We start from the raw sequence: 23379 nt of genomic DNA, 5'->3' as shown, positions 1-23379 counted from the left end.
GGGATTGACGCAGTTATGTAGACTCACCCACGAAGCGATTCAACCGGCGGCTCCCAGGCTGCTTTGTACGCTGGATACAGTCCTCCGATAAGGGCAACAATCACGCCGAACCCAAACCCTACGAAAACAATAATCGCATTTGTTGGGACAAATATCGCTGAAATCGGAAGTTGTGTGTTCATTCCAACCGCGATTACCGTGATTACTCCGCCGCACGCCCCGACAAATCCACCGGCGACACCCAACAGCGTTGACTCGATAACGAGTGTTCGAAGCACTTGCTGGCGGTGAATCCCTACCGCACGTAAGACACCAATCTCGCCGCGGCGTTCCGAGACCGTCATTAGCATGATATTAAATATGGAAACACCCGCAACGACCAACGAAACACTTGCTATTGCAAGTAAGAACCCATTTAACAAACCGAAGAACTCCTGGATCTGCGTAAGAACGCTTTGTAGTGAGAATACTGAGACCCGACTTTCTCGTCCATTGAGTCTCGATCGAACTTCAGTTGCAATCGTATTCGCATCCTCCCCTGAGTTTGCCTTAACCACTACTTGTGAGTATCCACTGGTGGAGAACGCACCTGGCGGGAGAATAATTGCAGAGTTTCCCTGAATAGGTGAAATACCGGTTTCAGTTTCGAGGATCGCAATCACACGATATGAGCTCGGTCCCACCTGCACCTGCGACCCTTGCTGGACATCAATCGAATTTGCTACTTCTGCCCCAACAATCGCCCCTTGTCGGTGAAACTCTGGAATGGAGTCATCAGCATTAAATAATGTTTTGGGTGTCGTTGTTCCATATACCTGAGTGGCAGTCTGAGCCCCACCATTGCTTGCCGTTGCACCAGTCGTCTGGAGTGGAATCACCGTCCCCCGACCGGTGGAGGCACGCTCAATGGCTTGAATATCACGGCTGTTTAGCGCCTCATTTGGCGATTCTTCAGACGGACTGACAATTACTTGATTACCCAACCCACCCAGTTCGGCAGTAGCCGCGACTTGTAATGCAGTCCCCAATGTCCCAAGAGTGACAACCGCAAACACACCAATGACGATCCCAAGTGCTGCGAGCGCTGCTCGAGCCCGTTGGCGAGAGAGATTCTGTCCAGCCAAGACAGCTGCTGGTAATCGCTCTTCAAGCAGTTTACGAAGCATCTGTTAATATACCATCAACCAATTCGACCGTCCGATCGGTGTATTCACGAACGAGATCATCATGCGTAACGGCAACAACACTAACCCCTTCATCAGCGATCGTCCTAATTTCCTCAAGCACTGATGCACCAGTCTCTGAATCTAGATTCCCTGTTGGTTCATCTGCAAGTAAAACATCTGGGTCATTGATTAGCGACCGAGCAATAGCCACTCGTTGTTTCTGCCCACCAGAGAGCTCATCAGGCGTGTGATGAAGGCGATCGCCGAGACCAACTCGGGTAAGCAAATTCTCCGCACGTTCTGTGGCATCGTCCTGAAGAAACGCTGTAGGTAGTCGAACATTTCCGACAGCACTGAGAGTCGGGATTAGATGGAAATCTTGGAATACAAATCCAATTGTCTCACGCCGAGCAGTTGTTTTCTCTGCAGGTGATAATCCTGTTGCAGGCTCGTCATGAATAAGAATACTACCTTCAGTTGGCTCATCAAGGAGACCTAATAGATTCAACATCGTTGATTTACCTGATCCCGATGGACCAATTACAGCAACAACTTCGCCGGGATTGACAGAGAAATCGACCGTATCGAGTGCTGTTACTCGATTCATGCCGCTGGCATAAGACTTTGTTACGTGCTGTAATTTAATTGGAATTGACTGTGCATCCCCTGTATTTCCTGCAGTTTCGGTATTAATGATGCTTTCACTCATTGTCGACGCCTGATGATGAACACAGCACTAATTGCAACCACTGCTCCAGCGAGAACGACACTGAGTATTACACCCACTCCACTTCCACCTGGGGTCGTTCCGGTTCCGTTTATTTCGTCATCTGGAGGAAGCGAGACCATGGTTGTCTCAACAATACGGTCGGCACCGACAGTATAGGTGATTCGAACCGGCACTTCTGTTGCGTTTTGAACGTCAGCTGAGGCGGTTAACTCAATGGGTGCAAATTCACTGCTACCGAGTGTCCCAACAAAGTAGCTTTGTCTCGGATACTCAGGTGTGACGTACTCACTGCCCGTTACTCTTACAACCACACCAGAGACCTCGCTGCCGCCAGTGTTGCCAAGATTACCACGTAAATCGACCGACCCATCTGAATCAACCGAGAGGTTCACACCAGTAAGGTCAACTGCACCGGAAGCCCGTTGATTAAAGTCCGCAGCCACAGTGTGTCGTTCACCAGCAAGGTCATATGCTGCAGCGAATCGCAACTGCCCGATCTGCTGGGCTTGTGCTGTGTTGACGGTAATAGTTGATGCAGTTCCTGGTAATAATGTTTCATCAACAATTACACGTCCAATCTCCTCAACGACCGTCCCATTAGCCGTTTGTGGGATAACAACAACAGAGTCAACTGGAGCATTTCCAAAGTTCGACACAGTTACTGCGACCTCGCCCTGTTGGTTATTGTCTTGTTGTGATCCTCCGCCCTGGAGATCACTCTGTCCACCAATAATCCCGCCAATTCCACCTGCAACTCCGCCTGCATCGTTCTGATCACTTTCTGTAGATTGACTAACACGTATGCCGACGTCATTCGCTAATGGCTTCGCACGAATCAGTCGCGTTGTATCTACAGTTTGAATTGTTCCTGCGGGGGTTAAATATGAAATATCGGCACGCAACTGCTGCTGTCCGGATTGTTGTGGTTGAACTGAAAAATTCAATGTTGCTGTTGCCCCAGCAGGTAATACTGGGACTTCACGGACACGACGGTCACCCACCTCAGGTGATCTAATATCCACCGATAAATTCCGTAAAGCAGCGTTTGTTGGGTTCGATACTGTTGCTTGCACGGGTGAATCTGCTCCTGTGACAGCATTCGGTGCGTCGAATGTGACTTGTGGGACACCTTGCTCGACGATAACAGAAATTGGTCGTGTGACCGTCTCCTCATCATCATCAGCGTCAGTAACACTTGCTCTGATTCGAAGATTGTGCTCACCTGGTGTGTCGAATGTCGTCGTGATCGGGACCGTTAGTGTCTCACCAGCCGAGAGCGAGCCAAGGTTGGTGGTGCTAGCCACTGTATCACCATCTGAACTGCTAAGTTCAACACGATCAACTGTTACCGCAGAGGTACTTCCACCTGACAACCGAACCGTTGCAGTAACAGTCGTCGGGGCTCCTGCTGTTGGTGTTGCAGGCGTCACCGTCGCATCAGACACTGAAACTCGCGCAGCAGGGACCCCGGCTACGACACCACTGGCAAATACTGCCATGACAAGCAGGACAATTGTCATCAGTATTGCCATCCTCGGGCGTCGGCTAGATTGTTTCATCTATCCATTATTGGATATGGACGCTGAATACGTTGTTGGATAGCAACTTAGATTCCAGTCGCTTGACAGTATTGCGGTTTGAGATTATAGAGTCGAATCAAATATGCTGGTATTTCCTAAATTATTGTTGAAGCTAACAGAGTTGTACTGTGGTAACCGCACAAACGGCAATCATATGTGATGCCACTATCCCCTATATTGTGAAGCCAAAGCCATACAATGTGGAGACAATAATTTCTGTTGCACTCAATACACGAAACATCTTTTACCGTCTTCGCTGTAGTGTAAATTATGAGGAAAACAATATTCGCGACACTAATTGTAGCTATTACTCTCATAGCATTGAGCGGCACTGCCGCTGCTGCAACAGGCAGTGCAGATCCTCTATCGGCACTTGAGGGTCTCATTAGTGCGCTTGAAGAGGTCTTGACAACCCTAGAGGCTCTAAGCATATAGGATAATATAGTAAAGTAACTTCCAGTCAGTTGTTCAGCGTACACAGTCTCCGGGAGTTCAGTTATTTTGGGTATTGAAGTTATTATAGTGAAGTACCCCGGAGACAAGCCTCAATTCCTCACCGTTTTGGGGTCAACACAACACCACACCTACAGGCGACTTTCAGTCCTCCCAATCTTTTCGTTTTTGCGTGAGGGCTCGCATTCCCAGGCATAAGCTATCGCAGCCAGCAGTGACTGAGAGTATTAATTCGTCTATGAGGCTCTCTGTATCGGTAATCTCGGTTGGATCAAATCACGCTGCCGCGTCCATGTCCCTGATGTGCACTCTTTCAAGCTTTCAGTCTTGTTGGCGTTTGATTGCTGAGTTGCCACAAGATCATGCCGTATAGTAAGAATAAAAATTATATACAATTTCTTACTGAAAATTTATTTCTGTATTTTGTTCTTTATAAGAGTATATTCACGAATTAAACTAAGAGTCAAGAATGAGTTCGCGACCCACTTGGGTGAGATTACCGCTGACATTTTGATTGTCATGAAATTCTTCCATGACGAACTTTGAGGATGTTTCGTTAATGCCGTCTATTGCAACAATTCTCTCGATAAGATCGTTTAGCTGATCGCGCGTTTGCACGCGACTGATCGCAACAAAGTCGATATCACCCATCGTGTAGTATACTTCTCCAACCCCTGAAACAGTCATGAGCTTTTTTCCAATATCTTCCGAGTAGCCTTCCTCATGTGAGACCGAAACATCAGTAATTGCAACCATCTCCAAGCCAAGTGCAAGTGGGTCAACGTCAGCAGTCACCCCGCGGATTATGCCATTTTCTTTAAGCTTCTTCACGCGGTAGTGCACCGCCGATTTTGAGAGGTCAAGTTTTTGCGCTACGGTCTCTAGGCTCACGTCGAAATCCGCTTCGATCATCTCTAATATTTCGAGATCTGTCCCATCTAGATTATCGAACGTTTTCGTTCTATCTATCATATTATGTATATACTGTTCGGGAAAATAAGTGGTGCTACCAACTTTGTACCGTGTGATTATTACCAACACCGGTATTTGATTTCTGCTGTTCTGACAGTCTATACGCACGTCATAAAGTATGAATATTGTTTGGATATATACGTATATTAGTGTATACCGTTCCAGTACATCGATCAGATATAAAATAATATTGAGAACAGTTATCTGATAATAATATAAGAGTATGCATGTAATATCCCTCAATACAATACTACCTTGAAACAGCGTGAGTAATTATGTAGACGGTCACTGGCGTGAGCCGGGCGGTGAAGACGGGCAAGATATCATCAATCCTGCAACTGGAGGGGTAATATCGCATGTTGGATTTAGCTCAAAGACTGACATTGATGAACATGTGCGAGCTGGACAAGAAGCGTTTGATACGTGATAGCCAACGCCGGTCGAAGAACAAATTCAGCTTTTTTAGATTAGAACAGTTACTTGAGACGCATCAAAAAGAGCTAGCGGAAGTACTTGTCCGCGAGCATGAGAAAACGCTTGCAGAAGCGAACGATGAGCTGCGGCGGGGTATTGAGAATGTGGAAGTAGCATGTTGGGATCCCGTCGATGATACAGGAAGGTCACCTACCAGATGCTGCCCCCGGTATTGATGAGACGACCGTGCGGAAGCCACTCGAGGTCTTCACAGCGATCACTTCGTTCAATTTTCCTGGGATGATTCCTCTATGATCTCTTCTGTGTGTAGTCGCGATAGTAAATCCCTTCATTTTGAAGCCAAGTGAGCAGGATCCTGTGGTTGCGGAACAACTCTTCGAATTTATCGACCGTGCAGATTTTCCAGACGGTGTTATCCAACTTCTTCATGGGAGCGCTGATACGGTGAATGCGTTGGTTGAACATGACGATATCGTTGGAGCATCATTTGTCGGCAGCACTCCGGTCGCCAAAGCGGTATGTGAGCGCGGAGCTACACACGGCAAACGCGTACAGGCACAGGGTGGGGCAAAGAATCATATCATAATCACTGAGTCAGCAGGTCTTAATTTCGCCGCTCATAATGCTCTCATTAGGGTTCTCATGTGGCGGTGAGCGATGTATAGCGAATGATATCGTCGTCGTTGAACAGTCTGTATACGACGAGTTCACAGAGCACGTGCTTGAGAGCGCTCGCAAGCAGACTGTAGGTAATGGGATGGACGAGACAGAGACAACCGACATTGGTGCAGTTATTGCTTCGGAACACGAGTCACGCGTTTGAGAGTTGATTGCGACTGGCGTTGACGAAGACGCTGAGTTACTTTTTGATAATCGTGATATCAACATCAATGAGCATGAAGATGGTAGTTTCCTTGATCCAACAGTTTTCGGTGATATTGGTCCAGATATGACCATTGCACGTAAGGAGATCTTCGGACCAGTTCTCGGGCTCTTGCATGGTGGATCATGACGAGGCGATCAAAACGCTCAATCGGAATGAATTCGGAAACGCAGCAAGCCTATCCACAAGTAGTGGGGCAAACGCGTGAGCGGTTCGGATGTCGGGAATCTCGGGGTAAACGCCGGAACTGCAACATCAATAGCGTTGTCTCATTTTGACGGTCGGAAAAAATCTTTCTTCGGTGATTTAGATACTCAGGGCGAGAATATCATTCGTTTCTATACTAATAAGACCGTATATATTGAGCGCTGGTCGAACGCCTGAACCCCCTCTTCATTTATTGGCTTCTCGACCGTAGTGGTTACACTAACGTGATACTAAATCTGTCATAATTGTCCGCGTTAGTGATGCTAACCTGACGTTGATATTAAGAGGGCATGTCCTCTCACCGCCCTGTGCATAAATCGCAACTTTGGATGATATTCCAGTCTGGGACGTCCCCTTCTGTATCAATGAGCACAATCTCATCAGCATAAATATTGTTCTGAAATGATGGAATATCGATTGAATTAGTTATTTTTAATCGCTCTGTTACACTCATCTCGCTATATATGAGACTCAGATGTGGAACATACATGCCTTGATCAATCTTGCAGATATCTCTCATCGTTCGGTGCGCAGAGAGGATATCTGTTGTTGGTTCAACTAATAAAAACACACACTGATGTTTCGTTGTTGAGCACTGTGCTTTTGTGAATATCACTTGGATTGGATTATATTCCTCGGCGAGATCTTCTATGCCGTTTTGTATCGTTGCGATGTCAGTGTCAATTCCACCGAGGACGGTAATGTGTGGCTCGAACTTCGGGGCGTCCGCATACACCTGTGCGTACTCACTGATGACATTCGACAAATGCTGATACGCATCCGTGTCGCGGTCAGGAAGAAGCCATATTGAGTACTCATCTGACACGAATGGCTATTCTCAATCAGTCGTATTAGTTTTGTGGAATCAACCCGATGATACGAAAATACGGCATCCCACTTTGAGTCTATCAAGGTACATAACTAATCATAGTGCACCCAATGATGTAGATGATCTTCGATTTAGCTATTTTATTGCTTTTTTGACTTCGATGTATGGTATTCCGATATATCGATATTTCTTCTCTCAAATATAGCTATAACTTAGCATCTATATATTTATATGCATATTTAATTAAACATCTCATATCTATTCATACAAAGACCATTTAATCGGCACTGCTAATAACTATCTATGACTGATTGGATTGGTGAGACATTCACGAGCAATGTCGGGTGGAAGCATCTTGAGAGACTTGTCGATACTGACATTCGGATGGCTGGTAGCGATGGAGAACGCCGTGCTGCTGAGTCGACACGTGATGCGCTCGCAGCTGTTGGCGCAAGAGATGCACATCTTGATAATTTTGAAATACAGGGGTGGGCGCGTGGGTCAGCTATGATACACGCTGGAGATACGACACAGGACTGTATTTCTCTTCCCCGCAGTCCAAACGGACGGATAACTGGCAAGTTAGTTGATATTGACCATGGACTTCCGTCTAATTTCAATCATGACCTCGATGGCGCGGTCGTCCTTGCCGCCAGTGATATTCCAGACTGGCACGATCGCTACGTTCATCGTCGGGAAAAATACTATCGAGCGGTTGAAGCTGGGGCTGCAGCGTTTATTTATCGAAATCATGTCAACGGATGCTTGCCTCCGACTGGTAGCGTTGGAACTGAGGAGGCTCCGATCGGGGAAATTCCAGCGGTCGGTGTCTCAAAAGAGGTCGGTCAGCGACTTTCTCGGCGGTTTTCAGGCAATGACGTTACTGTTAGCACTAATGTAGACGTTCATCAGGCAACAAGTCAAAATATCCATGCAGACCTTGGTCCAGAGACTGACACTGCCGTTCTGTTAACAAGCCATGTTGATGCCCATGACATCGGAGAGGGAGCAGCTGATAATGCGGCTGGGACTGCAGTAGTACTTGAAGTTGCACGCGCACTCGCACAGCGTGAATCTGATCTTGATACTCGTATTCATGTTATTGTTTATGGAGCTGAGGAGGTCGGACTTGTCGGGTCACAGTACGACGCTGATTTTCGCAATCATGATAATATCAAAGCAATTGTCAATAATGATGGGGTTGTTCGGAATCGAACATTAGTTTGTCATGCCCACGGGTTTGATGATCTTATCGAGGCTGCTAATCGTGTTGCTTCTCGCATGGATCACCCGCTTGAGGTACCACCTGAATTGAATCCACACAGCGACCATTGGCCATACGTCACATGGGGTGTCCCGGGATATCATGTTCGAGCAAATACAGGTGATGTTGGTCGCGGCTGGGGTCATACTCATGCCGATACGCTTGACAAACTATCTGTCCGTGATCTCCGTGAGCAGGCGATTTTATTGACCGAACTGGTTGTAGAGCTTGCTAGTGATGATACAACGGTTACTCAGCGTTCGCCATCAGCAATTGCGGACCAGTTGGAACGTGAAAACCGTGCTGAGGGGATGCAGGTTATCGGTGACTGGCCGTATACAAATGTGGCGGATCATTAATTCTGGTTGTCCATGCAGATTGTCTGGTGGATCCCACCTGTAGAGATAACTGATGCAGTACACTGATCATATCTACTCCTCCAGATTTCTCCACGTTCACATGAAGAGAAGTCGCAACTGAGCTGGCGACCATCTCAGATAAATTATATATAAAATTGTATGATTAAATATATACTGATCGAGTATAAATATATTATTGTAATGTCAGATACGGCTTCTGTGCGTGTTGGACACTGTTGCCCAAATGCCCCAAACGTCGATGTACATGTAGATGGCGATATCGCTTTTGAAGACGTCCCATTCAAACAAATTAGCGAGTACGCGGAATTATCTGCTGAAAGTCACGACATCTCCGTTACACCGCACGGTGATGATGAGTCTGTTCTTGATTTGACGGTAGAACTCGAGGCCGATAATGCATACTCAGCGTTTGCGACTGGGATGCTCGATGGTGTCGAGTGCACTGTATTTGCTGATGACCCTGGTGATATCGCAGACGACCAGACTCATGTCCGGTTTATTCACACTTCACCAGATGCCCCAGCAGTCAATGTACAAGTTGCTGACGGCGGACCAACGTTGTGCGAAGATATTAGCTTCCGTGACGAGAGTGGATATGTTGCTGTGGACGCTGGCACGTATGATCTTGAGGTAGTCGTGGCAGATAGCGGTGATGTCGCACTATCGCTACCTGAGGTTGAGGTTACTGGTGGAACCGCTGTTTCAGCAATCGCCGTTGGTCAAGTTGATGATGGTTCACTTGATGCCGTCCTTGCAGACGACACGCAGTAATTATTGATTGGATTTTCTTTTTGAATAGCGTTGATAAAATCGGCATTATTAATCGCAGCGCGGTTCGAAATTATCTATTGGTCAAATGACCGATTTTGTTTCTCTGTATCACATCGCTGGATCCTACTTTTACGCCCTCAGATGTCTATCACAACCGAAATTAACACTGGAGGATCAACCGTTGTTCAGGATATGGTATTGTAATGAGGAACACGACTGTCACATGCAATTACTTGCCAATGCGCGTTGACTCCGCTTAATGATCTTTTTCTGCACTGCTCGCTCGACGCTGATGTGAGTCGCTACGTGGCAACGAGACATAGCCGCCTGAATTTCACATCAAACATGTCTTGTCATATACAAGAATTCGATTTATCTTGAACCAGCAAAATAAAGACAATTCTGAAATTGATGATTACGCTCTAATCCCAACTCAAACGCTTCACGAGGTCATACATTATTATCGGTAAGTCATCTCATCATAATTTTGCGTCTGCCAGCTCCCATCGTGTCTGGATAATACACTCAGTCGATCTCCCCGTTTTATTTAACAGAAAATAATGTAAAATAGAAATAAACTTGCGCGGACAAGTAAGCTCGTTAATATGCAATTTAAGCTATCAGTCTCTGCGGTTTTCCTAGAAACTAGTTCTATAGATCTCGTTCACAGCCAATAGAAATGAGTTCTGTCTCACATGATTTGCACTCTCCTCGATCGTTTGCGCGTGCGCCGCAGTCAGGACACTCATACATCTCGCACTGCTCAACATCAATGCTCGGTCGCATAGAGGTAAATAGGAGATATAACGTAATATACCTTCGGTAACAGTTATATTCGAGCAATATATGCACCCACTGCTAGCGATGACATTCGTATCTGTATCCCAAGGATCTGGTTTTAATTATGAAGATCAAATAAATTGCTCACACTAAGAGAACGCTGATATGAGCTATTATAGTTCAACGCTTGAGGCTCCTTTTTGATAATATCAGGTTGCTGTTTGAATCTGGCTCACAGCAAGCTCTTTACCATTACATTCAATCATCACATCAGCCTGGGTTTGGAGCCACGATGGCACGCGGTCAACGTATGAAGCATGAGTCTGCGGTCGATCTGCCTCTTCCTCATGTAGGACCGCCGGCTCAGAGTAATGTGTCACCGGACGGTTCTCCCATGTATCCGCAGCCAACGCGAACGCTTCACGATATGTGGTCCCGTCTGAAGAAAACGTGTGGTGATGATAATCGAATGTGACAGGACAATCAGTAATGCTAGAAATCTTATCGACAAGTTCTGTCACAGACCAGAGATTTGGACTATCGTCGTTTTCAATCACAAGCCGGTCAGCGACACTTGATGAGACTGTTTCCATAAACTCGACAAAACGGTCTGCTGTACTCTCTTTGTCACCGTAATGACCTCCAATATGTATATTGATTGGATATTCATTTGTTTGTGGAAGGTTCATCAAATCAAGCCACGACCCGTGATTTTCAAGACTTTTTCGAGCTTTTTCGCGAGTACTTTCTGTCGTGGAAGCTGGCTTTACAAAGTAATCTGGGTGGAATGAAAGCCGCATATTATGCTCCTGAATAAACTCACCACATTGTACTGCAAGCTCTCGAATTGTATCGATATTTGGGAGTGATTGAAGCTTATATTGAGAGTTCCACGGAACAAATGACTGTGATGTGCATCGATAGAATCCGATACCGTGCTCATGATTCCATTTGAGAATAGTTAGAAGATCACGAAAGTTTTGCTCAGCAAGTTCACCAGCGTAGGGGAGTCCTTTGTCATTCCAAGTTTTCTTTTGCATCCCTCGATTGCATCTCACCGGTGATTGTTGATCCCGTAGTGTGTTGTTGCGACCGGCGTATCCAAGCATGAATAAAATGAGATGGACGATTGGCTTGGGTGTATCGAACTATGGCTATATTGAGTTCCCTGTTTGAGGCACAGGACGCATCCAGTGGATCAATCATAAGATGAACTCATGACCACATACAGTGATTATGCTAATATTGATCATAATTTCCACTTCGGCATCCTGCTGACCGACACAATACATTACAGCGACAAAATGGGACGGGTGAGATAGGGTAGTCGAGGTAACGAGGCTGACGGCATAACTGCCACCCTATCTCAACTGACTTACTGGCATTCACCGAGAGGATTTACTGCGTGGTTTCACTCAACTGTGGGAACTGCTCTCGAGTTGGATCAGCCAGCATGTACACTATATGAAGATAATAGAGCCCCTCGTTGGGCGTGAGTGTGATAGTGTCTTAAGACAAACATTTATCTGATACATTCTAGTGCCGGTGGTGACCGTCAGGACTCATCATCATTTAATATCGCATCCTTCGATTTAGTTAGTCACCAACCAGTTATTGACGCGAATTGTCAGATAAAACTCAGATATGAATGAGCATCATACATTATAGCATCTGATGTAATATCGCTGATATCAGTGCATTACTAGTAGTATGTTGTTGGATTTTAACGATCAGCTGTGGGGTGCTGACTGAAGGGTTTCTAGCTCACTGAGGAGAGTCTCAATATCAGGTCGATCGAATGTAGAGCTTCCTTTATACGTATAAGCGATCTCTGCTGGTGAAGGACGACGATCTAAGATTACAACTGCTGGCATCCGACCAAAGAAGTCGCTGAATCTTCCCAATATCCCAAATCGGACGGGCTGATCATAGACGTCTCCAGTTTCAGCTGCTGGGTCAGCCAACAATGGATACGGCAGGTCATATTTTGACTGCCATTCTGAAACACGCTCGACAGGCTCAGGCACGATCGAAACAACCTCTGCATCTCGACTGTGGAAGTCATCTATACGTTCAGCGATTGTCTGTACCTGTTTCCGACAGTTCGTACAATAATGATCTCGTTGAAAAAAGAGCACGACGAAGTCGATTTCCTCAGACAATGCAGATACTGAAAATGGATCTGGTCCAGTGGCTACGTTGGGTAATGAAAAGTTGGTTAATTGTGTTGACATGGTGAAAATACTCTCTCATGACTATTCATATCACCGATTTACTGACTCTTTGATTGCCTCGACGATTTCTTCGGTTGCTGGAATCTGGTGTCCTTGTGAGAGACGGGTTTCATCGACAACGATAATGGGTGGATGATAGCCACCGTACCGAAATGCGGAAAGAAAGTGTGTCCACCACGAGACAACTGAAACATGAACGTTGGCATCAACCTGCTCAGCCGCAGCATCTGCGGCTCGCACAAATAAATTGCACTCTCGACAGAAGCCTTCAGGAATTTTGAGCTTTCCGTGATATCCGGTCACGATATATAATTTAATTTCGATATCAGACTCGGATTTAGATGTAGATGATCGCCATGGTAATAATGAGGCTACTGGAGGTGATGTCTCATCAACTGGGGGATCAGTCGAACCTTCGTTATCAGATATGAGACGATTCATGATTTTTATTGGACTATCTCAGTAAATGACCATGGATTGGGTGACCCGTGGAACTCTCGCTGAAACCTTTAGATTCGACTGACTCTTGGGCGGATTCCAAACGAACAGATGATATCAATTTTGGACGGAGCATGTATGAATAAATACGTTGGAGATACATTTTATTTCGTCGCAGATGCGTGTATGCTTCACACAGGAGCAACGTATATAATCCTCCTCCCATGCGAATTGATATGAGCCAGGCTAAGCGGGAGCTAGAATCGACCACAAGCCTCTGTCCAGATTGTCTTAAGCGTATCCCGGGTGAATATGTCACCGATGATATCTCAGTGTATCTTCACCGTGAGTGTCCAGAGCACGGTGAGACCACACGGAAAGTTTGGGACTCACTTGATCACTGGGAGTGGGCAAAGCAGTTTCAGCCTGATGCCGATTTTAATCCGGACGGAGATTTCACCGTCGACAATGACCACGCCTGTCTAGCAGTTATTGAGGTGACCTCTGACTGCAATCTCTCATGCTCATTCTGTTTTGCAAGCTCGGGGCCCGGTGGGACACATCGATCGTTTGAGACGATTGAACAGTTATTACAAACAATCTTAGACAGTGGTGGTCCTCGTCCGATTCAGCTTTCCGGCGGCGAGCCGACTGTTCGCGATGATCTCCCAGATATCGTCGAACAGGCAACTCAGATGGGATTCGAACACATCCAGGTCAATACAAATGGAATCAAACTCGTCGAGCAGGAAGGGTATGCTCGTCGCCTCTCTGATGCTGGGGTTACTGCGATTTATTTACAATTTGATGGACTTCAATCAGAGACATATGAAGCAATCCGAGAGGTTGATTTAGCCGATCTCAAGCGCGAGGCAGTCGAAAATTGCCGAGAAGCTGGACTTTCTGTTGTGTTGGTACCGACGATTGTCCCTGGCACTAATGATCATGAGATGGGAGATATTGTTCGATATGCGCTGGAGAATCGCGATGTTGTTGAGTCTGTTAATTTCCAACCGGTAGCTCACTTTGGTCGGTATGAGACGAATAATGGTCGATTTTCATTAGATACGGCTGCTGAGCGTCTCTCGGAAGGGTTTGAATCGATTGATGCACAAGATCTCATGCCTGTTCCGTGTTGTTCGGCGTACTGTCAGTCAGCCACTGGGTTACTTCCCAGTGAACAGGGTCCTGTTCCAGTAACGAAATTCCTTTCAGCAGATCTATTTACCAATGTATCCGGTCTAGTTGATGAAAGTGACTGGATGGAATTGATTGCGAAGACCCCAGCTGGTGGTGAAGCTGCCTGTAAAACGGCTAGTTGTTGTGGAGGGGATTCGCTTTCACTCCCAGCAGGTGCTGATGAAATGCTCGATCGCGTGCTTCCAATATCACTGACTGGATTTATGGACGCTGATGCTGCCGATGCCGGTCGGTTAGATAATTGTTGTATTTCTGTACCGACCGAAGATGGTGAGTTAGTTCCATTCTGTGGATATAATATGACGACCGATGACGGTCGATACGCGCTCCGAAATCGGAATGACTGGGGAGGTAGACCAGGAGTTAATGAGCCATTACCCACCGATGACGATGCTGCTCATTCTGCTGAAGCGACCAGGGAAGATGTCGATGTCGATCCCAATATTGCTCTCGAGCAAAATGCAAATACCACTGATCAATCAACCCCATCCAATGACTAAGATGCAGGGAATGTTTGAGACTGCGCTTGCGAACCCATGGGATACACTTCGAAGTATCCTTGATGAGCCACTTCACCCAGGTGGTCGTGAGGCAACCGAGAATCTGTTGGATCGTGCTGCAGTAACTGCAGGAACACAGGTCGCTGACATTGGTTGTGGAGCCGGTGGGTCGCTCTCTGCAGCACGTGATCGGGGGGCTGATGTTGTAGGGATTGATCATGCGCCAGATGGGAAGGATGTCGTCCAAGGTGATATGCGCCACCTCCCATTTGCAGATGATAGCATTGAGGTTGTGCTCGCAGAATGTGTGATGTGTCTCACCGAACAACGTGAAACCGCAATCAGGGAAACAGCTCGAATTGTCGAACCAGATGGATATCTAGCGCTTTCAGACGTTACTGTCGAGGGACAATTACCCAATTTGCCAGCGCCAATTACCAATGGACTCTGTTTGGAGACCAGTCAAAGTCGACAGAAAACAATCGAGACAATCGAAGCAACCGGATATGATGTAATAGATGTTCAGGACCATCGTGATGATATTTTGACGATGCAAGAGAAATTACAAAATAGCGTTGATTATGAACAAATACTCGGATTGCTTGGTGAGCGAGGGCAGCGATTACTTGATGGAATTCACGAAGCAGAAGCCGCTGTTACAGACAATCGCATCGGCTACATTTCAGTAGTTGCCCAGCGATCCGATTGAGTGTCAATACCCTCCTGCAGATACTCACGACAGCATTTGATACGAGGTTAACAACGCATCGTGACTTCTCCCACGACTAAACTCGTGGGCTTCCCTCACTGAACTGAGGGTTATGCCCATGTCGTCTGGGGAGTTCGCAGGGTCCATCTCACCGGTAAGGTCCCGTGAGTACGGCCTGCGTTTCGGGCTGAGCCACAACAGTCCCCACCCCCACCGTCGAGAGCGGACTCTCAATGTTCTTCCCGACGGCTCGTTTGCCGATATTCGTCGCACTATTCTTCTCGCCGTTGTCGTTCAGTCCACAGTCGTGACACTCGACACGCCCCTGCCCTGCACCTCACGACTCGTGTTCTGCGACCCACACCCACACCGCCAGCACGTCCGAGACGTCTCGTACTCTTTCGCTGGAACACACTCTCACTCTCGCCCGTCGAGGTGGGCCTTGTATGTGAGGATTTCGCCATCTTCGCATACGGCATCTTGTGGGTCTTGTCGGTCACGCACCGACCTTTGTCGTTGTCGAAGCGCAACCCTGTCGTATCACCGAGGACGATGATTGCGTTGCGTCCTCACGCGCGAGCGACGAGTTCGTTCGCCACTTGGTGTAGTTCGTGTTCGACTGTTCTGGATTCCTTGTTACCGAGTCGTTCGATGACCTGCGCTCCCGAATGCACCTTCGCCTTCCCGATGGCTTTGGGGAGTTGCTTGTAGTGTTCTCGGACGCGGCGGACTTCCCCGCCGTGGAACTTGGTGTCGCGGTCGGAGAGGGATGTGCTGACGGCTATCCATTTCGCACCCATATCGACGGCGAGAACGTCGTCGTACTCGTCTGCGACGACCACAGACCGTTTGCAGACGAGGTGAACGACCACTCGCCGTCCCGGCAGACGAGTTCGGAGTCGCAGATGTACTCGTCGGTGAGCAGGTTCGTGTCTTTCTCGGGGACATGGACGGGTACCCATATGCTACCCCCACGTTCCTTTTCGGGGTTGTAGACGGGGAGTTTGAACCACCACGACGAGAGAACCGTGTCCTCGTCTTCGTCGTGTTCGATGGTCATACAGTCGTTGCGGAGGACGACGGGTTGCTCGGTATCCGCTCGCGGGTTCTTGTTCGACCGAACTTTGCCCGCCTGTTGTTTGGTGGCAGAGTAGAGATTCGCGTCGTCGTCACCCTGAACGGCATCTTGGAACGCACCATACTCGCGTTCGACGAGGTAGGCTTTCCGCTCGGTGAACGAGTGGAGTATAGTTTGACCCGTACTGTAGTGGTGACTTCTCGCTGCATCGTTATCGTTATCTGTATCGTCATCGTCCGGTCTGTGCTTGGATGTACTCTTCGATAGTCTGACTCGATATCTCATCCGCTGAAGAGACGAAGTACGAGCGCGTCCACAGCGAGGGGAGACCGAAGTCGAACTCGTCACGGAGGTTCCACGAGGTGTAGCCCTTGAGTTGTTGGATGATTTTGTTCAGGGCGAGTGTCGGGTTGCCCGTGATAAACAGGTGTACGTGGTCGGGCTGGATTGACAGTCGAAGAATGTCGAGATCGAGTTCGTCGGCTTTCTCCTCGATTTCGTGTAATATCAGGGAGAGTTAGGAGTCATTAATATCGCCGCTGCTCCAGAGACAGCGACAACAGCAATAACATGAGCAATTAAGACATTTTGAAGCACCGACCCTGATTCCAGAACAGGGACAATCGATAATTGAAGCAGACCAAAGAGTGCCGTTTCAGAATCTGCGCGACGGAGTAATCGAGCCGTTTCTGGGTCAAGATTAAATTCACGTGGACCGGCTCCAGAAAACCGATACCGACCCGCTCGCCAGAGCCCAAGCAAACTCGCCCACCAATTCGTCCCAATGCGATATGAAATATCCCAACCGACGAGTAAAAGAACGTACATGACAACAACTGGTGGATTCGGACCGAGAAGTGAGTGCAATATTGACTGTGCGCTTTGTCGGGGCTCAAATACGAATAGATGAGTAACGAGCGCCACATATACTAATACGCCGAGCACAGTTTCGACCTTTGATCCGAACAACAATCGTTTATAAATTGTTGGTACCGACCGTGACCGGACAAGCCGACTAATTCGAAGCATTTCGACACTACCTAATGTTGCAAGTAAAACTGCAGCACTTCCGACAATCGCAATAGTCGCGTTATCGTCCAATGCTGCAAAGACAAGCACCGCTGTCTCGAAAAAGACAAGCTGGATTCCGATTGCAAGGGTGTTCGGGATCTCGATACCAGGCAGTGCGCTGATAATACTTTCATAAACCCATGTCTCACCGAAGTCCATGCTATTTGCAGTTGTCATGGCTTCGCTTTCGAGGTCATAGGGGTTTCAGTTGGTCTCAACACCTCATCAACAGCTGTCTCAAAGCTAACTGGCTCAACATCAAGCGTTGTAGCTGGCTTCGGGTCTGAAATAACAGCGGGTGTTGAAAGACTCTCAACAAGTGGCGATATCGTCTGATAGGAAACATCTGTAACTGCAGCAAGACCAAGTGCTGCCGCAGGGAGTGGCATCCCAGGGACGACATGGACAGTGAACCGTGTTTCGAGCGCGTCAGCGACCACCCTGAGTAAGTCGGCATACGGTCGGGCGTGCGGTGCCCCGACCTCAATCACCTCAGCCGTAGTTCCGTTGTTGATGATAGTGGTGAGATATTGCACGACGTCGGCTATAGCAATCGGTTGGCATGGTGTGTTTATAGCCGGTGGAACCGGTGCGATTGGAGCTCGAGCGGCACATTGTCGCATCAATTGGAAACTGAGGCTATTCGCCCCGATAACGACACCCGCTCGAACTGTTGTCAGCCGATAATCATACCGATCAGCACCGAGAACAGATTCAACTGCCCTCCGAGAGTGTAAGTGATCGTCCCCATTTCCATCAACATCCCCAAGACCGCCAAGGTATACAACTCGATCAATATCGGCTGCCGATGCAGCACGAGCGAAAGCTGTCGCAGCTCGACGGTCTCGGTCAACATAGTTTGGACCAGAACCGAGTGAGTGAACGAGATAAACAGCAGTATCAGCGTTGTGACAACATTCATCTACGCCTGCAGGCGTAAGTAAATCGCCCTCGATGACCTGAACGTCTGGGTCCGAGACAAGTGATGCAGAGCGAGGCGCTGAGGCATCGCGAACAAGGGCTGTGATCGTATGTCCAGCGCTGAGGAGCCTTGGAACTAATCGACTGCCAACACAACCAGTCGCACCAGCAACGGCAATACGCATCAATACGCCTCGCCAGTAGAGGCTCCGTAGATCAGTGTATTGATACGTGAGATAATATCATAAATGACCATGTATAATATTCTCGTGCAGCCATAAGTGTGTTATGCGACACCAAAGCACACGCTACTAATGAATATTGTAATCTTAGAATCAGTAAAATATTTTACTCGTTTATTGTTTTTGATGGTATTCACCCCATCTGTAAACGGATGGGTTTTCTGCCACACTAGCTATAATATATTGCCATTAATCTGAGAAAGGATTGACCGTTCCAGATTAGCACACTCAGATTACAGCAACCAACCCGACAAAAGTCATAACGCCAGCCGCTGCATATCCCAATCGATACTGATTAAAATCAGCAATAATATCGTTTTTACGCTGATTAGAGATAATCATCAACTCGTCATTCTGTCGCTGTTTCAGAGTTATGTCACCTGGTTTAGGCGGATGAGTCACATCGCCGGTTACGGTCGCCTCACAAAGAAGATATATCTCCTGTCCCGGAGTAATCGTCTCCTCAAAGTACCGACGTTTACTTTTTGTTTGAATATCTGTCTCACCGAGTTTAATCGTTGATTCGGATCGTTCCGGGATATCCGGGTCAGCTGTCTCAAATGCAGAAATCCGTGGTGGTAACTCACAATCAGATGACACAGAGTGCTCAACAGTGAATTCATCAAATACGCAGTATACGTCGTTAACCGAGATGCCGACCGACAGCATCCGATCAATATCGAATCCACGCCAGCTGATTTCCCAGGAGTCAGAATCATACTCAGTGCTGATATGATTTTCAATATCGACTTGAGTTTGACCCGTCCCATCATCGAGTCTAAACGGCTTTGCATAGATACCTGAGACCCGGGTCTCCCACCCATCATCATATTCATCGATTTCCCAGACTGAAAGAACACATTCCTGATCTCCAATCGGTGAATCAAATGTCTCTCCACCGGTCACCTCGGCTTGAACCTCAACAACTCCTTCCTCAGATAGCTGTCCAATATCGGTAGTCGTTGTCTCTGTAATAACTGATTGACGGCGATGAAGTCGCCGGCTATACCACCCAGTGACCGCCGCCGCAATCAATAATATCATACCCACAAGTGGTGAATTAACTGAAATGAAAATCGTGGTTAGCATATCTTGATCGTTTATCTAGCAGACAAAATCTACACACGGAATTGAGTTTTGTTATCAAAACAATAAGTCTGTAACTAACAACGCCTCAGAATATATCGGTCATATTACTGCAAGGTCAGCGCAGCGCGATGGATATCATCAGGGCAATATGTTCGAGCAGAGAGGCACATAATAAACTACCCCGACCTACTCACTCACGGCTCGGTGCCGTTCATTCCTCGAGGACGGGGTCTTGCCCTTGTTACTCCGATAAATTATCTTTTGATTACTCTTGAATAGCTGAGGTATTAATCATTAATTAACTTCAAAATCTAATTTAATTTGAGCTATTTGTATGTGTAATTGCTATTATTGATAATCAGATAAATATTCCATAATTAGCTTATCGGGGATATTACTGCATCCCCGAGAAGGGTGACAGTGGTATCTGTCGTGACCTTGCCATTTGAGGTTCTATCCTCATTGCATTGTAACCAATGCATGCAACAGTATGACCCACACAGGTTAATTTCCTTCTCATAGTTGAGTGACGTTACTCCGCATCGTCCGCAATGTATCTGTCAGCCTACGTAAGTCACATTTCGGATGTCCTCTGAGAGTTCACCCCTGATATACTAATTTTTACATCGTCGTATGCACCAAGAAATACAACTTTATGATGATTACTCGAGTTATGCTTCTATCGATATCATCATAACTCAGGACGAGATTGCTACTTCATCCAAATCAGTCCAGCCGGAGAATCAGAATCCGTGACCACGTATCCTACAGGCGGAGCTGAGAGAGGCGACATTTGCTCTATCAACAACGGGTAACAGCATCTCTTTTATTATCTACGTAATTTATGAGTCGACGCTATCCTCAAGATGCGCAATCGCCTCCGCAGGTGCATCAACATGCTCAATCCCATAAACGCCATCAACTCGATGTGTATCAAGACCAGCCACAGGCTTACTAAAAGTGAGTGCATGTCCTATCTCTGAAAGTGTTCCGGGACCACCATCGACAGCAACAACACCGTCACCATTCATGACAATGACTGGGTTCCGCGAATCATTGATCCCTGTTGCAATCGCTGTTTCAACATGTTCATTTGCTTCTTGTGGGTCTTTACCTGGGATGATACCAATTGTGTGGGCTCCTTCGCTTTGTGCGCCCTTACAAGCCGCTTCCATCACACCAGTTAATCCGCCACAAACGAGTTCATGCCCCCGCTCACCAATTACTTCACCAAGACGTTCTGCTGTTGCATACTCGTCATCTGTGACCGTACTTCCACCAATGATACTCACACGCATATTTTATAATAGATTCCGATGATGCTGATAGTTTTGATTCGTTAATTGATTCCCGTCTTTGGATAGAATAACACAGTATGTCACAGCAGAGAATAGCGTATATTAAAATCGATCAAAAATGTCCTGTCGGTTGAGATCGAGTTCGGTTACCGCTGCAGGCGCGTCTTGTTGAGCAGCGAATAAAATCGAATCGGCAACGTCAGTCACGTCAAGAGTCGTTTCTGCATCAAGCGCCTCATTGTTGGAGCGTTTACGGAATTGTGAACCGAAATTTGTCGTAACCCCAGATGGATTGATGAGCGTTGTTGCAACCCCCTCGGGTCCGATTCGGCCAGCCACACTAGCCGCGAATCCCCGAAGCCACCATTTTGAGGCAGCGTATATTGGTGTTGAGGTACTTGGATATTTACCCTTGAAACTCCCAATAAAGACTATTGACCCGTTACTTTCTCGCAAATGAGGAACTACTGAACGGGTTGTATAGAATGCCCCGTGGACGTTCGTTTCAGTTACCTGTTTGAACTGCTCGATAGGTAACTCTGAGAGCGCAGTATCTACTGATTCGCCGGTTCCAGCGTTCACGATACAAATATCGAGTTGATTGAATCGCTCGATAGTAGCGTCAACAAGCGCATCTACTGCAGTATGATCGGTGACATCTGTAGGGACCGCCAGCGCAGTGCTGCCCATCGCCTCACACTCGTCTGCTACCTCTTTGAGCGCTTCCTCACTACGAGCAGCAAGGACGACTGTCGCCCCAGCACTCGCAAAATGTCGTGCAGTCGCCGCTCCAATACCTGAACTTGCACCCGTAATGAGCACGATCTTTTCATCGAATGAATCCATATTGCTTACACAGAAATTTCTCAGACAATAGCTTAAAATAGATTGTTTCCGCCCCTGAGTATGCGTATATCGGTTAGTTTTCTATAGATAAGCAAGGCGAGTGCCTCGGAGTCGGGGTCAGAGGTTTGATACTGATGTGATGTGACCCCGAGATGGTTCACATCATCATGATGATTTGATGAGTGAAGATCGGTTGAGATACTCCGTCAATGTCGAGACTGCAGATCAAATAGAATTATTCTACTGGTAAAATAACAGAAACTCGTGCATTCTCTTTTATCTGAATCCCTCCCACCGAGACAGACAGTGGAATCATTGGGAGCGACTCGACACGTATCGACGGATGACTAGCTCCTTGTTCAAGAATTTCTGTCCGTGGTTGAAGCTGCGCTTCCGTTGACAGCGACTCATTGTACTCAATCAGATATATCCCTTCATCAAGATGCCACCACTGGTAACTATCACCCTCGTTGTGAAGCTGTGTTGAGTGCGTTTGTAAGTCTGCAGGCTTCATCTCACCACCGCCAAAATCGAGTTGTCCAGGCTGCTGTATTGTATATATCTCACTCACGGTGATATCAACTCCACCATCGTCACGCGTCTGTGTCGGTTCATGCACAAGCTCATCCACTGTTTCAATGAGTGAATTCATACTATTCGTTACATGAGGTGAACAACATAAACCCGGCGTCGGGAGATATTATATTAAATAAAATCATCAACGACTCGCACAGAGCCGTTGCCGGTCTCAATGAGCGCCGTCTTGTCCATGCCTGTCTCAATATCACATCTAGTCATATCAACTGATCCAGTTTCAATTTGCGCCGTGATTGTATAGTTCGCAGCATCACAGCGCATCTCGGTGGTAATTGCCCGTGAGGGATCAACCTGCAGTGTTCGTTCAAATGCACAGTTCCCCGCGGTATCATGAAGTTGTATATGAACCGAATGGGTCTCGGAGGAATCGTAATTCCGAACAACGAGTGTCGGTTGGCTTTGTTGCACATTATCCGCCGCGTCACGACCGAATTGAAGATCGGAATTAATTCTTGCTCTCTGCGTTGGCATAGATTGTATACATCACCTGTTGTGTATATAGCCACAGAATGTATTTCAGAGTAAGAAACACAGAGATGAGTATCTCTAGCTAGGCAATCATCGGAATTGAGTGATATGACTGAAAACCACACATACTCAAACAGAGTAGTAAAGTAATTATTCACAAAAAACCTATCATATTACTTTTACTATGATGGGTGAATAAGAGAAACACGGCACAATTGATTCATCACGCGTCATCTTC

The 23379-nt window shown here is 47.1% G+C and carries 24 protein-coding genes and 2 pseudogenes; 9 read left to right on the top strand and 17 right to left on the bottom strand.

The window, feature by feature from the left end; genetic code table 11:
- Nucleotides 1-23: 23 nt before the first annotated feature.
- The 4 genes from J07HQW2_RS15390 to J07HQW2_RS15375 all read right to left on the bottom strand — a co-directional run bounded on the left by J07HQW2_RS15390 (nt 24) and on the right by J07HQW2_RS15375 (nt 4901).
- Complete coding sequence (locus J07HQW2_RS15390; protein WP_021056566.1) at nt 24-1166, bottom strand: ABC transporter permease; 1143 nt, start codon at nt 1164-1166, stop codon at nt 24-26.
- A complete protein-coding gene (locus J07HQW2_RS15385; protein WP_021056565.1) occupies nt 1156-1875 on the bottom strand; it encodes an ABC transporter ATP-binding protein in 720 nt (239 codons plus the stop codon). The genes J07HQW2_RS15390 and J07HQW2_RS15385 overlap by 11 nt, the downstream gene beginning before the upstream one ends.
- Nucleotides 1872-3416, bottom strand: a complete 1545-nt coding sequence (locus J07HQW2_RS15380) for a CARDB domain-containing protein (protein WP_021056564.1) — start codon at nt 3414-3416, stop codon at nt 1872-1874. Before J07HQW2_RS15380 ends, J07HQW2_RS15385 begins: the two co-directional genes overlap by 4 nt.
- Before the next feature lie 969 nt (nt 3417-4385).
- Nucleotides 4386-4901, bottom strand: a complete 516-nt coding sequence (locus J07HQW2_RS15375) for an Lrp/AsnC family transcriptional regulator (RefSeq protein ID WP_021056562.1) — start codon at nt 4899-4901, stop codon at nt 4386-4388.
- 265 nt (nt 4902-5166) lie between these two features.
- On the opposite strand from J07HQW2_RS15375, the gene J07HQW2_RS19210 reads away from it, so the two are divergent.
- From J07HQW2_RS19210 to J07HQW2_RS19195, 4 genes and pseudogenes are all read left to right on the top strand, one after another.
- Nucleotides 5167-5328, top strand: a complete 162-nt coding sequence (locus tag J07HQW2_RS19210) for a hypothetical protein (RefSeq protein WP_303704244.1) — start codon at nt 5167-5169, stop codon at nt 5326-5328.
- Nucleotides 5318-5551, top strand: a complete 234-nt coding sequence (locus tag J07HQW2_RS19205) for a hypothetical protein (protein ID WP_303704243.1) — start codon at nt 5318-5320, stop codon at nt 5549-5551. The genes J07HQW2_RS19210 and J07HQW2_RS19205 overlap by 11 nt, the downstream gene beginning before the upstream one ends.
- A 142-nt stretch (nt 5552-5693) precedes the next feature.
- Entirely contained in the window at nt 5694-5990 is a 297-nt protein-coding gene (locus J07HQW2_RS19200) for an aldehyde dehydrogenase family protein (RefSeq protein ID WP_021056560.1), read from the top strand.
- Nucleotides 5959-6348, top strand: a pseudogene (locus tag J07HQW2_RS19195) (aldehyde dehydrogenase family protein). The gene J07HQW2_RS19200 and the pseudogene J07HQW2_RS19195 overlap by 32 nt, the downstream one beginning before the upstream one ends.
- Nucleotides 6349-6724: 376 nt before the next feature.
- Here J07HQW2_RS19195 and J07HQW2_RS15365 read toward each other — a convergent pair.
- Nucleotides 6725-7252 (bottom strand): 2'-5' RNA ligase family protein, encoded by a 528-nt coding sequence (locus J07HQW2_RS15365; RefSeq protein ID WP_021056558.1) that lies wholly within the window; start codon nt 7250-7252, stop codon nt 6725-6727.
- 306 nt (nt 7253-7558) lie between these two features.
- On the opposite strand from J07HQW2_RS15365, the gene J07HQW2_RS15360 reads away from it, so the two are divergent.
- Nucleotides 7559-8878: a M28 family peptidase gene (locus J07HQW2_RS15360; RefSeq protein WP_021056557.1), complete on the top strand. Its 1320-nt coding sequence runs from the start codon at nt 7559-7561 to the stop codon at nt 8876-8878.
- A 201-nt stretch (nt 8879-9079) separates the two neighbouring features.
- Nucleotides 9080-9670 carry a DUF4397 domain-containing protein gene (locus tag J07HQW2_RS15355; protein WP_303704242.1) on the top strand — a complete coding sequence of 197 codons (591 nt, stop codon included), beginning with the start codon at nt 9080-9082 and terminating at the stop codon, nt 9668-9670.
- 989 nt (nt 9671-10659) lie between these two features.
- On the opposite strand, the gene uvsE is transcribed toward J07HQW2_RS15355, so the two are convergent.
- From uvsE to J07HQW2_RS15340, 3 genes are all read right to left on the bottom strand, one after another.
- A complete protein-coding gene (gene uvsE, locus J07HQW2_RS15350; protein ID WP_021056554.1) occupies nt 10660-11559 on the bottom strand; it encodes a UV DNA damage repair endonuclease UvsE in 900 nt (299 codons plus the stop codon).
- Between the two features lie 621 nt (nt 11560-12180).
- Nucleotides 12181-12684, bottom strand: a complete 504-nt coding sequence (locus J07HQW2_RS15345; protein WP_021056553.1) for a peroxiredoxin family protein — start codon at nt 12682-12684, stop codon at nt 12181-12183.
- Between the two features lie 30 nt (nt 12685-12714).
- Nucleotides 12715-13125, bottom strand: a complete 411-nt coding sequence (locus tag J07HQW2_RS15340) for a hypothetical protein (RefSeq protein ID WP_021056552.1) — start codon at nt 13123-13125, stop codon at nt 12715-12717.
- A gap of 233 nt (nt 13126-13358) precedes the next feature.
- On the opposite strand from J07HQW2_RS15340, the gene J07HQW2_RS15335 reads away from it, so the two are divergent.
- Together J07HQW2_RS15335 and J07HQW2_RS15330 are read left to right on the top strand one after the other, a co-directional pair.
- Nucleotides 13359-14822 carry a radical SAM protein gene (locus J07HQW2_RS15335; RefSeq protein ID WP_303704241.1) on the top strand — a complete coding sequence of 488 codons (1464 nt, stop codon included), beginning with the start codon at nt 13359-13361 and terminating at the stop codon, nt 14820-14822.
- Entirely contained in the window at nt 14815-15531 is a 717-nt protein-coding gene (locus tag J07HQW2_RS15330) for a class I SAM-dependent methyltransferase (RefSeq protein WP_021056550.1), read from the top strand. Before J07HQW2_RS15335 ends, J07HQW2_RS15330 begins: the two co-directional genes overlap by 8 nt.
- Before the next feature lie 569 nt (nt 15532-16100).
- Here the strand turns inward: J07HQW2_RS15330 and J07HQW2_RS19190 are convergent.
- Entirely contained in the window at nt 16101-16493 is a 393-nt protein-coding gene (locus tag J07HQW2_RS19190; protein ID WP_303704240.1) for a hypothetical protein, read from the bottom strand.
- On the opposite strand from J07HQW2_RS19190, the gene J07HQW2_RS19185 reads away from it, so the two are divergent.
- On the top strand, nt 16478-16876 hold the full coding sequence (locus J07HQW2_RS19185) for a hypothetical protein (RefSeq protein WP_021056548.1): 399 nt from the start codon (nt 16478-16480) through the stop codon (nt 16874-16876). The genes J07HQW2_RS19190 and J07HQW2_RS19185 overlap by 16 nt on opposite strands.
- On the opposite strand, the pseudogene tnpA reads toward J07HQW2_RS19185, so the two are convergent.
- The 8 genes and pseudogenes from tnpA to J07HQW2_RS15290 form a co-directional block, all read right to left on the bottom strand.
- Nucleotides 16839-17105, bottom strand: a pseudogene (gene tnpA, locus J07HQW2_RS19180) (IS200/IS605 family transposase); the annotation flags it as partial. The gene J07HQW2_RS19185 and the pseudogene tnpA overlap by 38 nt on opposite strands.
- 11 nt (nt 17106-17116) lie before the next feature.
- A complete protein-coding gene (locus J07HQW2_RS15320; protein ID WP_021056547.1) occupies nt 17117-17857 on the bottom strand; it encodes a DUF7530 family protein in 741 nt (246 codons plus the stop codon).
- Nucleotides 17854-18786 (bottom strand): NAD(P)H-binding protein, encoded by a 933-nt coding sequence (locus J07HQW2_RS15315; RefSeq protein ID WP_021056546.1) that lies wholly within the window; start codon nt 18784-18786, stop codon nt 17854-17856. The genes J07HQW2_RS15320 and J07HQW2_RS15315 overlap by 4 nt, the downstream gene beginning before the upstream one ends.
- A 285-nt stretch (nt 18787-19071) precedes the next feature.
- A complete protein-coding gene (locus J07HQW2_RS15310) occupies nt 19072-19932 on the bottom strand; it encodes a hypothetical protein (protein ID WP_021056545.1) in 861 nt (286 codons plus the stop codon).
- An 842-nt stretch (nt 19933-20774) separates the two neighbouring features.
- Complete coding sequence (locus J07HQW2_RS15305) at nt 20775-21230, bottom strand: TIGR00725 family protein (protein WP_021056544.1); 456 nt, start codon at nt 21228-21230, stop codon at nt 20775-20777.
- A gap of 102 nt (nt 21231-21332) precedes the next feature.
- Nucleotides 21333-22076: an SDR family oxidoreductase gene (locus J07HQW2_RS15300; RefSeq protein WP_021056543.1), complete on the bottom strand. Its 744-nt coding sequence runs from the start codon at nt 22074-22076 to the stop codon at nt 21333-21335.
- 235 nt (nt 22077-22311) lie between these two features.
- On the bottom strand, nt 22312-22728 hold the full coding sequence (locus tag J07HQW2_RS15295; protein WP_021056542.1) for a dCTP deaminase/dUTPase family protein: 417 nt from the start codon (nt 22726-22728) through the stop codon (nt 22312-22314).
- A gap of 53 nt (nt 22729-22781) precedes the next feature.
- A complete protein-coding gene (locus tag J07HQW2_RS15290) occupies nt 22782-23144 on the bottom strand; it encodes an Ig-like domain-containing protein (protein WP_021056541.1) in 363 nt (120 codons plus the stop codon).
- Between the last annotated feature and the right edge of the window lie 235 nt (nt 23145-23379).

Origin of the sequence: Haloquadratum walsbyi J07HQW2, assembly GCF_000415985.1 — an archaeon.
GTDB lineage: Archaea > Halobacteriota > Halobacteria > Halobacteriales > Haloferacaceae > Haloquadratum > Haloquadratum walsbyi_B.
This window is presented reverse-complemented; position numbering and strand designations above follow the sequence as displayed.

Excerpts from the sequence above, each read along its gene's own strand:
- J07HQW2_RS15390 (WP_021056566.1), bottom strand. The coding sequence starts at position 1,166 with ATGCTTCGTAAACTGCTTGAAGAGCGATTACCAGCAGCTGTCTTGGCT.
- J07HQW2_RS15385 (WP_021056565.1), bottom strand. The coding sequence starts at position 1,875 with ATGAGTGAAAGCATCATTAATACCGAAACTGCAGGAAATACAGGGGAT.
- J07HQW2_RS15380 (WP_021056564.1), bottom strand. The coding sequence starts at position 3,416 with ATGACAATTGTCCTGCTTGTCATGGCAGTATTTGCCAGTGGTGTCGTA.
- J07HQW2_RS15375 (WP_021056562.1), bottom strand. The coding sequence starts at position 4,901 with ATGATAGATAGAACGAAAACGTTCGATAATCTAGATGGGACAGATCTC.
- J07HQW2_RS15360 (WP_021056557.1), top strand. The coding sequence starts at position 7,559 with ATGACTGATTGGATTGGTGAGACATTCACGAGCAATGTCGGGTGGAAG.
- J07HQW2_RS15355 (WP_303704242.1), top strand. The coding sequence starts at position 9,080 with ATGTCAGATACGGCTTCTGTGCGTGTTGGACACTGTTGCCCAAATGCC.
- uvsE (WP_021056554.1), bottom strand. The coding sequence starts at position 11,559 with ATGCTTGGATACGCCGGTCGCAACAACACACTACGGGATCAACAATCA.
- J07HQW2_RS15345 (WP_021056553.1), bottom strand. The coding sequence starts at position 12,684 with ATGTCAACACAATTAACCAACTTTTCATTACCCAACGTAGCCACTGGA.
- J07HQW2_RS15340 (WP_021056552.1), bottom strand. The coding sequence starts at position 13,125 with ATGAATCGTCTCATATCTGATAACGAAGGTTCGACTGATCCCCCAGTT.
- J07HQW2_RS15335 (WP_303704241.1), top strand. The coding sequence starts at position 13,359 with ATGAGCCAGGCTAAGCGGGAGCTAGAATCGACCACAAGCCTCTGTCCA.
- J07HQW2_RS15330 (WP_021056550.1), top strand. The coding sequence starts at position 14,815 with ATGACTAAGATGCAGGGAATGTTTGAGACTGCGCTTGCGAACCCATGG.
- J07HQW2_RS19185 (WP_021056548.1), top strand. The coding sequence starts at position 16,478 with ATGGACGGGTACCCATATGCTACCCCCACGTTCCTTTTCGGGGTTGTA.
- J07HQW2_RS19190 (WP_303704240.1), bottom strand. The coding sequence starts at position 16,493 with ATGGGTACCCGTCCATGTCCCCGAGAAAGACACGAACCTGCTCACCGA.
- J07HQW2_RS15320 (WP_021056547.1), bottom strand. The coding sequence starts at position 17,857 with ATGACAACTGCAAATAGCATGGACTTCGGTGAGACATGGGTTTATGAA.
- J07HQW2_RS15315 (WP_021056546.1), bottom strand. The coding sequence starts at position 18,786 with ATGCGTATTGCCGTTGCTGGTGCGACTGGTTGTGTTGGCAGTCGATTA.
- J07HQW2_RS15310 (WP_021056545.1), bottom strand. The coding sequence starts at position 19,932 with ATGCTAACCACGATTTTCATTTCAGTTAATTCACCACTTGTGGGTATG.
- J07HQW2_RS15305 (WP_021056544.1), bottom strand. The coding sequence starts at position 21,230 with ATGCGTGTGAGTATCATTGGTGGAAGTACGGTCACAGATGACGAGTAT.
- J07HQW2_RS15300 (WP_021056543.1), bottom strand. The coding sequence starts at position 22,076 with ATGGATTCATTCGATGAAAAGATCGTGCTCATTACGGGTGCAAGTTCA.
- J07HQW2_RS15295 (WP_021056542.1), bottom strand. The coding sequence starts at position 22,728 with ATGAATTCACTCATTGAAACAGTGGATGAGCTTGTGCATGAACCGACA.
- J07HQW2_RS15290 (WP_021056541.1), bottom strand. The coding sequence starts at position 23,144 with ATGCCAACGCAGAGAGCAAGAATTAATTCCGATCTTCAATTCGGTCGT.